Here is a 15,148-nt window from a genome sequence, read left to right on the forward strand (position 1 = left end):
AATATAGCAAGTTTTGTAATTGCTTTTATAAATAAACTTTTTTCTAAACATAAAAAAGGCAATTCGCCTAAACGAATTACCTAAAAATTATTTTTTATTTGTTCTTACGTTTTCTGCTACCTGCAAGTCCGAATAATGAACCAACTGTAGCCAATAGCAATCCGAAGATTCCTGCCTTGTTCTCCTTTTCACCTGTTTGTGGTAAAGTTTCTTCATTTGTGGAGTTAACAGTAGTTTGGTTTTCTTCAGTTTCATCAGTTGTTTCGGTTGAAACATTTTCTGGTGTTGCTGAATTATTACGTACTGCGTTTTCAAGTGGAGTTACTCCGGAGTTGGCAGTATTTCCACCCGCATTACCTGAATTGCCAGATTTGCCTGGTTTGTTTTCACCGTGTGGTGGAACTTCGCGTTCATCCTCATCTTCTGGATATGGATCATCAGGATCTGGGTCTGGTGTAGGAGTTGGGTCTGGATCAGGTGTTGGTGTTGAGTTAACAGTGTAAACCACTCTGATAGTTGTACTTGCAGAATCAGGTGTAATACCTTCTTCAGCATCAACTTTATCCTTATCTGGAGTGTAACCATCAATAGTTGGACTGATTACTTCTTCGAAAGTAGTACCGTCGTTTGCTACCCAAGTAATCTTGCCTTGAACAATCTTACCATTTTCATCAACTTCGATCTTGCCATCCTTAATATTTACTAATTGACCAGTAACCTTATCGATGTAAGCAGTACCTTTGAAGTTAACAGTTTGCGTTACAGAAGGTTTGGCAGTTGTACCATCTGCATATACGTATTCAATTACGCGGTTGATATCCTTATTCAAGTCTTCTGGGTTCATTGAACCAGGATTTTCCGGCGTTACCGTTATTACGCCATGCTTCAAGGTAATAGTGAATGTTTTTTCGTTTTCTGCGTCAAATTTTCCACCGATGATTGGCACTGCTCCTGCTAATTCATAGCCTTTATCAAGGTAGATTTGAAGCAGCTTGGCAGGATCAAGATCGCCGCTGAAGCTAATATCAGTGTTATGTTGGCCACTGGTTGTAAGTTTATCTAACTGCGTGCCAGTAGTTTGGTCCACAAATACTACATTTGCTGTACCTCTCTTTTTACGATAAAGTACCGTAACATTTGTACCAGCGTCCTCTGGTGTAATTCCATCTGGATATACAGTAACAAGTTCATAACCATCAATAACTGGTACTTCAGTCGCTCCAGCCTTAGTAGCATCATTTTTATCATTATTAAATTGTTTTCTGAAGCCTTCAATCTCTTTTCCAGTCTCTTCATCCACTGGAATAATTGAACCCAATTGACTGTAAACAAATTGAACTTCGTGAGGACTAGAGGTTACGTATGGGTTACGAGCTGTATAAGTAACACGTCCATCTAGCTGGAAGCTTACAGATTCACCAGGAGGTATAACCTTAGTTTGACTCTTTCCGTTTTGAACTACAGTTACACTCATATGTCCAGCAGCACTTGTTTGATTATATACTACATAATAGTCTAATGAAGCATTTCCATTACTATCATACTTATAATAAACTTTCTTATAGTAACTATCTTTATCAAACTGAGAAAGTGTTCCTGTAAAGTTACCACTAGGGATATTGCCTGGAGATAAATAGAAACCATCAATGATTTGCTTAAATTGATCTACATTCTCAATAACAAATTCTTGACCGGTAAATCCTGAAACAATTATATTTGGATATTTATCGGAGCCTTCAATAGCAACTAAATTACCCTTTTCATCACGGTAATAGTATTTAATTACTGAATTTTCAGTATAAACTGGAACAATTTCACCAGTGGCTGAAACTGTACCACTACTCATGTTACCTAAATTGTAAATTGGACTACTTGATGAACCAGAACCGGTAATCGTTGAAGCACTACCGGTAGGTTTGCTACTACCATTAATAGTTATATTACTTGCACCAGTATTAGAGAGATAGTACTTTTCGCCATTTATTTCAATGTACTCATGCTTACCTTCTCCAATTACAATGGTTTGACTTACTTTGTTATAATCTCCATCAACTACATAAGCATAAATGTTTTTATCATTTTTATCATGTCTATTAACAGAGAGAATCAATTTTGAGTCTGGTTGATATTGCCCCCATTTGTAATCGCCAGTACTATTAAGGTTTACAATTTGATAAATGTACTTAGTATCATTAATAGTTTCACCAGTCTTGTCATCGACAACGATACTACCAGCATTAGATAAGTTTTCATTCTTAGGATCAGTAGCTTCAATAATTACCTTACCATCACTAATTGCTGCATTTAAATCAATAGTTTCATCTTTTTTATCTTTATCAGTTTCTTTTTCAGAAGTCTTGTCCTTATCTGTAGATTCTTCTTTCTTATCTACAGTTTCATTTGAATCCTTAACTTCAGTTTGAGTCTTATCAGTAGTCTCATCTTTTTTATCCGAAGTTGAAGTATTTGTATTATTTACCTCAGTAGAAGTTTCGTTTTTTTCAACTACTTGTTGTTCAGCAGTCGAAGTAGTAGTGTTTTCTACTGCTACATTTTCATTATTTGCATTTTGAGATTCAGTTTGGGTGTTATTTTCTGCTGGCGTTGCAGCAGGAGTTTGTTTTTCTACTGAATCGGTGCTTTGAGTTGCTTCAGTATTTTGAACTGGAGTGTCAGTTTCAGCAGTTTCTTCTGAAACAGTAGAATTTTGAGGAGCAGTTTGTTCTTCAAAATTTTCAGTAGGATTTTGTGTTTCAACCACTACTTGTGAAATTTGATCTGTTGATTGAGAAGTATCATCAGTTGATTTTTCTTCTAACTCAATTCCTACTCCGTTATTTTTATTTCTAGTTGAAGCTTTTACACTTGGACCAGTAGTTCCCATAAATGTTAAACCAATCAAAACAGAAGCAGCACCCGTAGCTAATTTACGGATTGCATAATGTTCTCTCTTGGATTCCATTTTACGAATTCTTTCTTTTATATTATTCTTCGGAATCATAAAATTCACCTCGCATCTATAAAAACCGTTTAATTAAAAATCACCCTTCTAATTTAATCCCTATTTCATCCTTAGTATTATTTAAACATGATTGGTAACAAAATGTCAATATACAATATATAAAGAATAATAAAGTATATATTAAGAAAATATAAACAGAAGAAAACGTTATTTATTTGATCATAAATATCTTATATATCACCAAAGAAAGCGCTATACTGCTCATTTTGAATCAAATAGTATGCTATTTATATAAATTAATAATTTTCAATTTAAAATATAAACATTTTTATATAAAAAAGACTTTCAAAATCCGTCTTGAATCTCGAAAGTCTTTAACTTTATTTTAATTTCTACATACAAGTTATCGCAGTTATAATACCTAACACTACACCAGGTGCATTAGCAACTATTATCGGCCAATCGCGTTTTTGAGGAGCATTCCATCCATATGCAACCCACAAGCTAGCGTTTATAGCTGCTATTAGTGGTTGAATTGGATTACCCTTCTGACCATTTAAGTTACTAATTATTTGTGCAATATATGATACATACATTAACACTGAAATGATCGATGCAACACGACCGATTGCTAAATATCTTTGTTCCTTCGTCATTTTAAGCACGCATCACCTTTTGCATTTTGGGCATATCATCATTTCCAAATTGAATCTTCAAATCTTTAGGTATTCTGTACTTAACTTTGATATCTGAATTTTCTTTCTTCCAGGAAACTTTAACTAGTCCTTTAGGCGTTATTACTTCGCCTTTTGCCCAGTCTAAATAGCCAGGAACTATATCAAGTTTTACCTTCTTAAAGCCAGGTTCTGCAGGGCGAATTCCTAAAGTAATTGCAGGAAGTTCATACAATGCAATGGCACCCCAAGCGTGGCATTCACTTCTTTCGCCACTCTCTGCTTCAACTGAAGTGGTGCAGTGCTTTGCAATCATGTTTCGCCAAATATTCCAATATTTATCAGTATATTGATAAATGTCTACTTCACGTAATGCTTCAAACAAATAATATGACATTGCTACAGAACATTGAGCATACTTATCACTCTCACGAATGGTCTTCAGTAAGTTAATCTTAACTTCAGTCTTAGACAAAACGTTAGTTAAAATTCCAAATACCTGACAGTGCTGACTATATTCTTCAACACCTGGGCCGTCTTGAATCATTCCATCTTTGCCTACACAATATTTTCTAATTGCGCGTGCAAGTTGATCAGCTCTAACTTGATATTCCTCTTTTAATTCATCTTCACCTAAGAAATCAGCAACCTTAATTGCAGCTTGTAATCCCATCAAGTACAATAAGCTTTCCATTGTTAATGGACCATATTTATATGCTGTTGGAACTCCAGTTGTAGCATTCCATTCCTTAGTCCAATCAATAAATGACCAATAATCAGCTTGTCCATTTAATCCACCAAGTACACCAATCAAGCCATTATTTTGACGATGATTTTCAAAGTAATCTAGTATTCTTTCCATTGTCGTTAGATTTTCTAACAATAATTTCTTATCGCCAAAATACATCATGTGATCATAAAGCATCATAATAAAGTAAATTGAAAATCCAGGAATAACATTCTTTTCAAAACTTGGATAAGCAGCGTTGAGTGTTCCATCAGGACGTTGTGATCTTCTAAAAGAAGCTATTGCATTTCTAGCTAAGCGATCATCATAAGAAATCGCATAAGTATAAAGCATTTGAGCTCTGGAATCCATGACATACTGCAACTGTTCATAAAAAGGACAATCTTCATATGTCTCATGCATACATCTTCGCAAAGTCAATTTGCTAAGATTCCAAATTGCACTTAAAGATGGATCCGAAGTTTCTACATGGCTCTTTATTTGTAAAGGATAACCAGTTTCTTCATAAGTAAAGCTCTTTAAAGTTAATGGTTCATTTGAAGTAGTGATCTTTAATTGGATATATCTAAATGTTCTAAACCAAAATGGAGAATATTCCTCATCTTGCATCCCTAAAACACAGTAACTATCAGTAAAGCCTTTCAAATGCCCGTTTTTACTATCCGTACGATCACTTTTTACCGGAATCGGCAGACCATTAACACTAGTCATCTCATTAGTTACATATGCCTCTGATTGGAGAATCTTTATTTTAGTGTCGGCACCATTCCTCATCTTCAATGACAAATATCCTGTCATTTCTTTACCTGCACTTATCTCAACAATCTCAGTTGTATTAGCTGGAATCGTTAATTCTTGATCCTTTTGTAAAAAGTTGTTCCAATCATCTTCTTTAAAAGCAGATTGTCTAATCTCTTTAATGCCATCAAAATGCTTAAAGTCACGATATAAGAATGGGATAGTTCGTTTGTTTAAATCCTTTAATACCGGTGCCAGTTCTGCTTCTTCATATTCTTTAGCATATTGCCATTGATTATCAACTTCGCCATTGATCAAATTAGCGGTTTCTTTATCACCTTTTACGTCTTCATATATTTGCAATGGTGCAAAATCAGGATCTTCTGATGTAATTTGATAATCAGGTTCATAGTATAACCATGTTGAATCCGTACATATTTGTTCACCAGCAATATATAATCCTGGGGTATTTGTTCTCGCAATACCAAAGTTTCCTTGATTATGAAGATCTGGATAATGAAGTACCTTTACTCCTATATCATTTACACCATCATGTAAATATTGAGATAGATCAATTTCATCATAAAACCAATGATTAATACTACCCTTTTGTGGACCAACTTGTTTTAGTTCGCCATTAATGTAAAGCTTATATCTTGAATCCGCACTAATTTTGATTGAACAGCTTTTATTTTTATTGATCTTTACGTTTTTTTGAAAATAAACCAGTGTAGGTTTATTAATTTTTTTGTCTTTCTTAGACCAAATCCACTTTGCATCCATTATTTGACACCTTTAATTCCCATAACAAATACTGAACCAAGGACTGCAGCTACGATTGAAACTGTAAATGCCAATGCGTAACCACCAGTAGCTGTAACAATTGAAGCAGTAACAACTGGTCCTAACATTTGACCAATAGTAGTAGCTAAGTTCAAGAAACCTAAGTCTTTACCAGCTGAAGGACTATTATGTAAAACGTCAACGTTCAAAGCTTGATCAACTGAACTGTAAACACCGTATCCTAAACCGGCAATTGCTGCATAAGCATACATCCCCATTGCTGATGGGAAGAACCATGGAAATGCAATACCAAGTGCAAATAAAATTGATGCAATTAATACTGGAAGCTTACGTCTACCAGTTATATCAGATAATGGGCCAGAAATTGCAGGTCCAATTAAGGAAACAACCATAGTGATAATTGACATAATTGAAATAACCTGAGCTGCTGGGCCTGTCTTTAAACCAACATAGTCAGTTACGATATAAAGTTGATATGCAACGATCATTTGGTATGCCATAAGCATGCACAAACGTCCTGCAAATGCTTTATAAAAGTCGTGATTTTCCTTAAACTTTGGAGGTCTGAATGAGACTAATAAGTCTTTCCAATCACCCTTTGGCTTTGGTAAGTAATCTGCAGAAGGTTCTCTAGGAATAATTAATACAACTACAATCCCACTAGCTAACATAAACAAACCAGCTAGAATTGATGACAAGGTTACATTGTTAACTAATTGAGAAGCAAGTAATGTACCTAAAGGACCACCAATTGTTGAACCAGCACCATAACATGCACTCATCGTTCCACGAATATTCTTAGGAATTCTGTCAGAAAGCATTGCAACAAATGGTGCAATCATAATGTTTAACCCTACCATAGCTAAACCATAGTAGATAACAATTAAAGTAGCATTTGGAGCAATACCTGTTAAGAACATGAACACTCCGCCGACTATACTACCTACAATTAACCATGGAGTTCTGCCTCCAAATTTTGATCTTGTTCTATCAGATAAATTACCAAAAACAAAGTTAGCAACTAACGAACAAATTGATGAAACAATTCCGTTAATTGATAAAACAGCAGCTGGATTTGAAACTAATTCTTTTAATCTTAAAGGAATAATGAAAGCTGCAATTGCATTTATTCCTACCATCCATAAGACACCGAATACTAGAAAAGCCACACCAAATTTAATCATATTGCTCTTTGAGATTGGCTTACCAGTTTCTGGAGATAATTTGTCGTCTTCTTTAGCAGCGGCTAAAGCAGCTTCGTGCTGTTTTAGTCTTATTGCTTTAGAATTTTCTGGATATTCATAAACCATATTCGTTCCACTCTTTAACATTTTTATTCTCCTTAACTTTTTTATGTGTACTTGATTTTCTTTGCGGTTTTTATTGTAAGCGCTTAATCAAATGCCAACAATCACTGTAGTTAAGAGGAATAATTGATCAATTAACAATAATTTATGATAGTCTATATATAAAGCGGTTACATTTTATTATTTTTTTTACTGAAAAATTGACGAAATCGAAACTAAATATTGCTAAAATGATAAAAATTACTTATGAACAATTAATAAAAAAACTTCATACCTATAGTCCAATGGAAAAAGTGCTAAAGGAACATCCCGAGATTCGAGGCAATCAAAAACTAATTAAAAAGTTTAATGATTCATTAACGCCTCAACAACAGAAAATCATGATGACGCCTATAGTAAGCTACGATTCATTGCAGACTCTACTAGCTACTTCTTTCTTTGACAAAGACGACCCTATTAAGGTGAAGATTGTTAAACACAATCGTTACACTACACCACTAACACATAATCACGATTTTTATGAAATGTTTTATGTGCTTGAAGGTGAATTTACTCAAAGTATTGGTAATCAAAGATTTTTAATGCAGACAGGTGACGTCTTATTTATCACACACTTTATGTAGATAATCCCAGTATCGTGCTCAATATCCTGATTGATTCAAAGACATTTCAAGAAATATTTCTTAATAATATAATTGGTAACCAAATATTTGCTAGCTTTTTTAAGTCAGATTTTTATACTAAAAAGATTACTAATTACATCATCTTTAGAACTTATGGCGATGAACAAATAAAAAAATTAATCTTAGATATGGACTTAGAGTTAATTAATAAAGAGAAATATTATGCTCCAATTGTTCACGCTCTTTTACTACAACTAATTGCCTTATTGCTTAGAAAATATGAGAACGAAGCAATTGTTCCTAAAGAAGATCGTCCAACTAAACTTGATCTTAAACTAATAGAAATTATTAATAATAATTATCAAAATATTACTCTTTCACAGCTAGCTGCTAAAACTAATTATTCAGAGCAATACATCTCACAACGTTTAAAAGCATCGACAGGTATGTCTTTTGAAAAATACCTATTAAGTCGACGCATGGAAGAAGCACAATATCTTTTACGCTATACTACTTCCCAAATTAACGATATCGGATATAATGTTGGCTATAAGAATCCAGCCACATTCATTAGAGCATTTAAGCGATTCTATCAAATGACGCCAAATCAATTTAGACAAAAAACTAAATCAACACATGAAGAGTAAACAAAAAAACTTTCGAAACCTAATGATCTCGAAAGTTTTTATTATATTCAGTTTTTCAATTAATACTTCAAATCACTAAATTGCTTGTTAGCATTTTGCTTAGCAAGGTCCTTACTCTTCCAGTAAACCGCATTAGTAGTACCTTTTGAGTTAGCTGAAACGATCACATCTTGACCATTTTCGGTATGACGAGCTAAGTAAGTGCTACCTTGACCAGGTTCTTGACCCATATTAGTGAAACTGTAGAAGTTAATGCCATTCATGGTAGTTTGCTTCATGTAGCCTGATAATGAATCAGATGAACTATTGGTATTATCCTTCTTAACGTTCATACTAAAGCCGGCTTCATCGCTGATCTTGTTGCCTGTAATAGTCAAAGTATCGATATTGCCATTACCAGTATCAGCAGTGTACCAAGTACCTTGAAGAGCTGCTGGAATTACACTATTTACATTAGCAGTATCCTTAGTTGTAGCACCATCGCCTTCAAGTTTAGCATTTAATTCAGCGTTTTTAGCTAATTGGTTAACTAAATCTGCATCATTTTTATCATTTAGGTAGTTTACAATGTCAGACAAGCTAGCTGTGCCAACATTACGTTGCTTTACAAAAATAGTGATTTGCTTATTAGCACCATCGCCGCTAAGCATATAACGAGCGTTACTGCTCTTGCCTGTACCACTAACTTCGTAAACATAGCCGCTATTGTCTGAAGTAATACCAGTTTCAGCCTTGCTTCTAAAAGCTACGCTCAAATGATTTTGCTTAGCAGCATTTACTGCGATCTCCCAGGTATCACCATACTTTTGTGAAGCATAAACCGCAATTGCACTAGCGGTAGTCTTGTAGTCCATGTTTTCTGCAGAGAGCTTATCTGAATCACTACTCTTCGAACTAGAGTCTGATGAGGTATTGCTGTTGTTTGAGCTCTTCTTAGAAACTTGACTGCTCTTAGATTGTTCTGATTGTGTATTTCCTTGTGTACTTTGTGAGCATCCTGCCAAAATTAAAGCGGCTGAGATTGCCACAAGTACGGTTAATTTGCGTTTCAAAAGGATTCTTCCCTTCTATAAAATCTATCTCTTTGACATAATACTATTATAAAAAAAGTAATAAGCCAATCTTTTATCAAAGATATTATAGAAAATTTACGAATTAACTGAGGCTAGCAAATTTAGCGTCTACATTAGCTTTAGCTAGCTTAACAGACTTCCAGTAGCTACCGGTGCAACTGCCAGTATCAACGCTATATGTCGCTACAGCCTCATTTTTGCCTTTCTTTTGAACGGTATATAGCCAGCCAAAGTTTTGGGCATTCAAAGCCTGAACGTGATAACAATCAATCCCATTGATATTTTCCATTCTGGCTCTAGCCCATCTTCTAGTTTGTTCAAATGACGTTGGTGCAAAACTACCAGAGATCTTATGGATCTCCCCGCCATTAATGCTATGAGCATCGATCACCAGCTTTTTACCTCGACGGTTGTACCAGGTGCCGCGCAAGTGCTTTGGAACTGTAGCGAGACCATTATCGCCTTTAACACCATATTTATCAGAAGTAATTGACGCTCCCATAGTCGTATAAGCAGCCAGTTTTCTGACATTTTTTATCTCGTTTTTGTCGTTTAAATATGACACAAGCTCATTTAAACTTGCACTACCTATTTTTTTTCGGTTATAAAAATTAACGGTGCTGCCTTCCAAGATGTAAAAAGTATCCGGTTCTTTGCCATTACCGCTAACCTGATAGATATAACCCTTATCCTTAATGTATCTAAAAGCAGTAGCACTCTTTACGGCAACGCTTAAGCCATTTTTATCGGCAGCTTGATAAGTCTTCTGCCAGGCCTTTTTATATTTCAATGCACCATAAACCGTGATCGCACTTGCTTTTTCAGAATCAGATAAATCTTGGGCAACTAATTTTTTTGGAGCCTGTTTTTGAGTGCTAGAAACTCTGCCATTATCTTTATTATTAGTATGAGAATTTTGGCTACATGCCGTTAATCCTAAAACGGCAGCAGTTAAACACATGAATGTTAATATTCTTTTACTCATCAAAAAAGACTCCAAATTCTAATTGTAACACAAAAATATCCCTAAACTTATTAGGGATATTATTACCTTTATTTCTAAATATTATATAGCATATTTGCCCGTTTGACATTGCTCAAACTTTAAAAATTAATAAAAAATCCTCGCACAGAGCGAGGATTCTTACTTGATAATCTATTAAATTACCAATTCATGTAACGTTGACGTTCCCAATCTGAAACAGATTGTGAGTACTTGGACCATTCTAATTCTTTTGATTCGATAAAGCTGTGAGTTAAGTGTTCACCCAAAGCGCTCTTGATTAAGTCATCAGCCTTAAATGCCTTAATTGCGTTGTGAAGAGTAGTTGGAAGTGGCTTGATGCCGTGTTCTGCTCTTTCTTCTTCTGACATTTCAAAGATGTTTTCTTCAACTGGCTTCATTGGCATCTTTTGTTCCTTGATACCGTTAAGACCAGCGGTCAAGCATGCAGCAAGAAGTAAGTATGGGTTAGCAGTTGGGTCAGCTGAACGCATTTCTAAACGAGTGTTGATTTCACCGGCACTTGGAATACGAACAAGTGGTGAACGGTTCTTAGCAGCCCATGCAATGTATACAGGAGCTTCAAAACCAGGAATCAAACGCTTGTATGAGTTAACAGTTGGGTTACCAATTGCAGTGATTGCACGTGCGTGTTCCAAAATACCGTTCAAGAAGTAAAGTGCAGTGTTTGAAAGGTGGAATTCACCATCTTTGTCGTAGAAGACATTGTGCTTGTTCTTGAAGAGTGACATGTTGTTGTGCATACCGTTTCCGGCTTGACCTTCAACAGGCTTAGCCATAAATGTAGCAAACAAACCATGCTTTCTAGCAATGTGACGAGCAACCATCTTAAAGGTTTGGCATCTGTCAGCAGTAGTTAAAGCATCATCGAATCTAAAGTCGATTTCTTGTTGACCATCACCAACTTCGTGGTGAGCAGCTTCAACTTCGAAACCAATTTCTTCCAAAGTTTCAACGATTTCACGACGGCAACGTGCACCTTCGTCATCTGAAGTCATGTCAAAGTATGATGCGTGGTCTGGAACTTCAGTAGTCCAGTTGCCATTTTCATCTAACTTGAAGAGGTGGAATTCCATTTCAAAGCCGATATCAAAGGTATCGAAACCAGCTTCTTTCATTTCACCAAGAACACGCTTCAAGTTGTTTCTCGGATCACCTGCAAATGGCTTACCATCAGTCATGTGAACTGAACAAATCAAACGACCAATCTTGCCACCGTGTTCGTCACCCCATGGCAATACTGACCAAGTTGAGAAGTCAGGGTATAAAACCATGTCACTTTCTTCAAGACGAACAAAGCCGTCAATTGAAGAACCGTCAAAACGAATATCATTAGTCAACACTTTATCCAATTGACTAGTTGGTACTTCAACAGCCTTTTCAGTACCGTTAATATCAGTGAAGCATAAACGTAAAAATCTTACGTCTTTGTCTGCTACTTCTTTTCTAATTTCTTCTGTAGTATATTGTTTACTCATAGCTTTTCCACCTATTAAAAACAAAAAAACATTAAATTGGTATGGTCCTATGATTTGATTTTTATCTCCTAGAACTGTTTAACACAATAGCAGATCAATTTAAAAAAGTCAAATTGGTCTAATAACATTTTTTAACTTTTACTATTTGTTAAAAAATGTATCGCGAACCGCATTAATGATTGCGACCTTGTCATGAGCATAAGTCAAACCGCCTTGCATATATACTGCGTAAGGTGGTCTAATCGGACCATCTGCTGAGAATTCAATTGTTGAACCTGAAACGAAGTTACCAGCAGCCATAATAATCTTGTCTTCGTAGCCTTCCATGTGGACAGCTTCTGGAGTTACGAAGGAGTCGATTGGTGAGTTCTTTTGTACTTCTTGAACGAACTTCACCATCTTGTCTGGGTCATTGAAGATGATTGTTTCGATAATGTCACTCCGCTTTTCATCCCAGGCAGGCGTTACATTCATGCCCATCTTATCAAACAATGCAGCCGCAAAAATCATACCCTTTTCGGCCATGCCAGTTACGTTAGGTGACAAGAAGAAGCCTTCATAGAAGTCATGCAAGTTGCCAATAGTAGCTCCTTCATCGGTACAGCCAGGTGCAGTCAAAGCGTATTTAGCATTTTCTACTAGGTCCTTTTTACCCACGATGTAGCCACCGGTCTTGGCTAGACCACCGCCAGCATTCTTGATTAAGGAACCAGCCATTAAGTCGGCACCGTATTCAGTTGCTTCGTGCTTTTCAGAAAATTCACCGTAACAATTATCAATAAAGACAATACTCTTAGGACTTACCTTCTTAACAAAGGCAATCATTTCTTTAATTTGATCGATGGTGAAAGTCTTTCTAGTTGAATAGCCACGTGAACGTTGAATAGCGACGATCTTTGGTTGATCACGCTTCAAAATCTTTTCTGCTTGATCATAGTCAACAGTATTTTCATCATTTAGTGGCACGTATGAAAACTTCACGCCCTTTTCAGCCAAAGTACCACGCTTATCAACGGTTAAGCCGATTACTTTTTGCAAAGTATCATAAGGTTGACCAGTTAAATAAGTTAAAGTATCGCCTGACTTCAAATTACCGTTTAAAGCAACAAATAAAGTATGCGTACCTGAAACGAATTGTGGACGTACTAAAGCATCTTCAGTATCAAAAACTTGGGCATAAATCCGATCAAGCTTGTCACGGCCCATATCGTCATCACCATAGCCCGTAGAACCGCTTAAATCAGCTTCTGCGACGGCATTATCTTGGAAGGCTTTAAGTACCTTAGCTTGGTTAAAAACGATCTGATCTTCAATTTCTGCCAATTTAGGAGCGATTTGTTGATCAACTTCTTTGACAATCTTTTGTAGTTTTTCTGGTAAATTATTCATTTTTCCATTCCTCGACTTTTGCAATAATCTTTTGTTTACAATCAGGATCATTCAGCGGATCAAACCAAACGACGGGTAGTTGATTTCTAAAATAAGTTAATTGTCGTTTAGCATACCGCCTCGAAGCAGTTTTTAACTGCGTAATACAGCTGTCTAAATCTTCCTTGCCTTCGAAGTAAGGAAAGAATTCCTTGTAAGCAATCGCCTGCAAAATTTGATGCTCTTTAGCACGATTCTCATAAATGAATTTAGCTTCAGCCAGCATCCCTTTTTGCATCATCTTGTCGACGCGCAAATTAATTCTGCGATAGATTTCCTGTCTATCAGAATTAAGGCCGATAATCAAATAATCATAGCGGGGGGCAATCTTCTTTTGTTGTTCCGAAAATTTCTTACCAGTACGATCAATTACGGTCAGTGCCCGCATCGTTCTACGTGAATTAGGCACCGGAATTTTCTTAGCTGCGGCCGGATCCTTTTCATTTAATACCTGCCACAGTTTTTCTGGGCCGTAGCGAGCGAGATAATCTTCCCATTTTTGCGACGTACCGCGATTTTCTTCTTGCTTTTCACCCAGCTGCATTTGGTTAAGCAAGGCATTGACATAAAAACCGGTACCTCCAGCTAAAATTGGCAATTTACCTTTAGCACTAATTTCTTTAATAGCTTTTTGGGCTTCGTCAACGAAATCTTTGACTGAAAATTCATCAAACACAGAGCGCGTATCTACTAGGTAATGTTTAACCTTGCTCTGTTCCTCTTTGGTTGCTTTGGCGGTACCAACTTCGACTTCTTGGTAAACTTGCATAGAGTCACCTGAGACGATCTCACCATTTAATTTCTGGGCTAAGGCAATAGCCAGATCGGTCTTGCCAATCGCGGTTGGGCCAACAACGGCTAATACTTTTTGCATATCATCACTTTCACAATCCATTTTTAAACGAAAAAAGCACATTTGAGCAGATTCTCCTCCCAAATGTGTTTTTCAAATTAATATTTGGACTTTTTAGTTCTGCCGTCCCAGGTCTCAAAACCACCCTTAAGCCAGTGGACTGAAACAAAGCCCTTCTTCTTCAAGAAACGGGCAGCTCTCAATGTGATTGTGTTTGAGTCTGAGTAAAGGTAAACCGGCAAATCACTTCTAAGTTCATTATATTGATACTTAAGCATCGTATATGGCAAGCTTCGCGCACCATCAATATGCTTGCGTTTAAAAGGCTCTTTTTCTCGCAGATCAATAATTTGTGCCTTACGCATGCCTTCTTTAAATTCTTCATTAGTCAATTCACCGCCGAGGGATTTGGCTTGAATCTTATTCCAGGCCCAAACACCACCGAAGACTAAAAGAATAACTAATAAAACAGTATCTAAGACAATTAAAAAACTCGACATAAAATCTAATCTGCCCTTTCATAAAAGTTTACAAATATAATGATACCGCTAAACTAATTTACTTGCTATTGTTTTTCTTATCTTTCTTTTTTTCATTGAGTTCTTCAATGCGATATTCTCTACGTAAAATAAGTTTAGCCATCATATAATCATGTTGATCGATCAAACCAGCCTTATTAATATTGTCGAGTTCTAAGGCCATTAGTTCAATGTCCCAGATTCTTTTACCAATATGAACCAAAATGCCATATTTCTCTAAAAGCTGCTGTACATCATATAAAGTCTTCAT

Annotated in this window: 13 protein-coding genes; 2 read left to right on the forward strand and 11 right to left on the reverse strand. The window is 36.1% G+C overall.

All coding sequences use genetic code 11. The features are described from left to right. Positions 1-94: 94 nt before the first annotated feature. The 4 genes from BN1206_RS06865 to BN1206_RS06880 all read right to left on the reverse strand — a co-directional run bounded on the left by BN1206_RS06865 (position 95) and on the right by BN1206_RS06880 (position 7,257). On the reverse strand, positions 95-3,001 hold the full coding sequence (locus tag BN1206_RS06865; protein ID WP_052543116.1) for a mucin-binding protein: 2,907 nt from the start codon (positions 2,999-3,001) through the stop codon (positions 95-97). Between the two features lie 353 nt (positions 3,002-3,354). Then, positions 3,355-3,618: a SemiSWEET family transporter gene (locus BN1206_RS06870; RefSeq protein ID WP_022087775.1), complete on the reverse strand. Its 264-nt coding sequence runs from the start codon at positions 3,616-3,618 to the stop codon at positions 3,355-3,357. Between the two features lies 1 nt (position 3,619). Beyond that, on the reverse strand, positions 3,620-5,905 hold the full coding sequence (locus BN1206_RS06875; protein WP_022087776.1) for an alpha-L-rhamnosidase-related protein: 2,286 nt from the start codon (positions 5,903-5,905) through the stop codon (positions 3,620-3,622). After that, positions 5,905-7,257 carry an MFS transporter gene (locus tag BN1206_RS06880; protein WP_022087777.1) on the reverse strand — a complete coding sequence of 451 codons (1,353 nt, stop codon included), beginning with the start codon at positions 7,255-7,257 and terminating at the stop codon, positions 5,905-5,907. Before BN1206_RS06880 ends, BN1206_RS06875 begins: the two co-directional genes overlap by 1 nt. Positions 7,258-7,463: 206 nt before the next feature. Here BN1206_RS06880 and BN1206_RS06885 point away from each other — a divergent pair, with 206 nt between their 5' ends. Continuing rightward, positions 7,464-7,856, forward strand: coding sequence for a cupin domain-containing protein (locus tag BN1206_RS06885; RefSeq protein WP_022087778.1), 393 nt, complete (start codon positions 7,464-7,466; stop codon positions 7,854-7,856). Positions 7,857-7,870: 14 nt separating this feature from the next. Beyond that, positions 7,871-8,503, forward strand: coding sequence for a helix-turn-helix domain-containing protein (locus BN1206_RS06890; RefSeq protein WP_052543118.1), 633 nt, complete (start codon positions 7,871-7,873; stop codon positions 8,501-8,503). 59 nt (positions 8,504-8,562) lie between these two features. Here the strand turns inward: BN1206_RS06890 and BN1206_RS06895 are convergent, their stop codons facing one another. The 7 genes from BN1206_RS06895 to BN1206_RS06925 all read right to left on the reverse strand — a co-directional run bounded on the left by BN1206_RS06895 (position 8,563) and on the right by BN1206_RS06925 (position 15,148). After that, positions 8,563-9,555, reverse strand: coding sequence for a hypothetical protein (locus tag BN1206_RS06895; protein WP_052543119.1), 993 nt, complete (start codon positions 9,553-9,555; stop codon positions 8,563-8,565). Positions 9,556-9,658: 103 nt separating this feature from the next. Next, entirely contained in the window at positions 9,659-10,561 is a 903-nt protein-coding gene (locus tag BN1206_RS06900; protein ID WP_052543120.1) for a hypothetical protein, read from the reverse strand. A 179-nt stretch (positions 10,562-10,740) separates the two neighbouring features. Continuing rightward, positions 10,741-12,078 carry a type I glutamate--ammonia ligase gene (gene glnA, locus BN1206_RS06905; RefSeq protein ID WP_052543121.1) on the reverse strand — a complete coding sequence of 446 codons (1,338 nt, stop codon included), beginning with the start codon at positions 12,076-12,078 and terminating at the stop codon, positions 10,741-10,743. Positions 12,079-12,219: 141 nt separating this feature from the next. Then, entirely contained in the window at positions 12,220-13,467 is a 1,248-nt protein-coding gene (locus BN1206_RS06910; protein ID WP_013438373.1) for a methionine gamma-lyase family protein, read from the reverse strand. Continuing rightward, positions 13,460-14,380 (reverse strand): tRNA (adenosine(37)-N6)-dimethylallyltransferase MiaA, encoded by a 921-nt coding sequence (gene miaA, locus BN1206_RS06915; RefSeq protein WP_052543151.1) that lies wholly within the window; start codon positions 14,378-14,380, stop codon positions 13,460-13,462. Before miaA ends, BN1206_RS06910 begins: the two co-directional genes overlap by 8 nt. Before the next feature lie 77 nt (positions 14,381-14,457). Then, positions 14,458-14,859 (reverse strand): rhodanese-like domain-containing protein, encoded by a 402-nt coding sequence (locus BN1206_RS06920; RefSeq protein ID WP_013438375.1) that lies wholly within the window; start codon positions 14,857-14,859, stop codon positions 14,458-14,460. Positions 14,860-14,917: 58 nt separating this feature from the next. Beyond that, positions 14,918-15,148 carry a YqgQ family protein gene (locus BN1206_RS06925; protein WP_013438376.1) on the reverse strand — a complete coding sequence of 77 codons (231 nt, stop codon included), beginning with the start codon at positions 15,146-15,148 and terminating at the stop codon, positions 14,918-14,920.

The sequence above is a fragment of the Lactobacillus sp. OTU4228 genome, from assembly GCF_001006945.1.
In the GTDB taxonomy this organism is placed as follows: domain Bacteria; phylum Bacillota; class Bacilli; order Lactobacillales; family Lactobacillaceae; genus Lactobacillus; species Lactobacillus amylovorus.

Bases quoted from the DNA above. Each gene is read 5' to 3' on its own strand.
- BN1206_RS06865 (WP_052543116.1), bottom strand. From the start codon at position 3,001: ATGATTCCGAAGAATAATATAAAAGAAAGAATTCGTAAAATGGAATCC.
- BN1206_RS06870 (WP_022087775.1), bottom strand. From the start codon at position 3,618: ATGACGAAGGAACAAAGATATTTAGCAATCGGTCGTGTTGCATCGATC.
- BN1206_RS06875 (WP_022087776.1), bottom strand. From the start codon at position 5,905: ATGGATGCAAAGTGGATTTGGTCTAAGAAAGACAAAAAAATTAATAAA.
- BN1206_RS06880 (WP_022087777.1), bottom strand. From the start codon at position 7,257: ATGTTAAAGAGTGGAACGAATATGGTTTATGAATATCCAGAAAATTCT.
- BN1206_RS06885 (WP_022087778.1), top strand. From the start codon at position 7,464: ATGATAAAAATTACTTATGAACAATTAATAAAAAAACTTCATACCTAT.
- BN1206_RS06900 (WP_052543120.1), bottom strand. From the start codon at position 10,561: ATGAGTAAAAGAATATTAACATTCATGTGTTTAACTGCTGCCGTTTTA.
- glnA (WP_052543121.1), bottom strand. From the start codon at position 12,078: ATGAGTAAACAATATACTACAGAAGAAATTAGAAAAGAAGTAGCAGAC.
- BN1206_RS06910 (WP_013438373.1), bottom strand. From the start codon at position 13,467: ATGAATAATTTACCAGAAAAACTACAAAAGATTGTCAAAGAAGTTGAT.
- miaA (WP_052543151.1), bottom strand. From the start codon at position 14,380: ATGCAAAAAGTATTAGCCGTTGTTGGCCCAACCGCGATTGGCAAGACC.
- BN1206_RS06920 (WP_013438375.1), bottom strand. From the start codon at position 14,859: ATGTCGAGTTTTTTAATTGTCTTAGATACTGTTTTATTAGTTATTCTT.
- BN1206_RS06925 (WP_013438376.1), bottom strand. From the start codon at position 15,148: ATGAAGACTTTATATGATGTACAGCAGCTTTTAGAGAAATATGGCATT.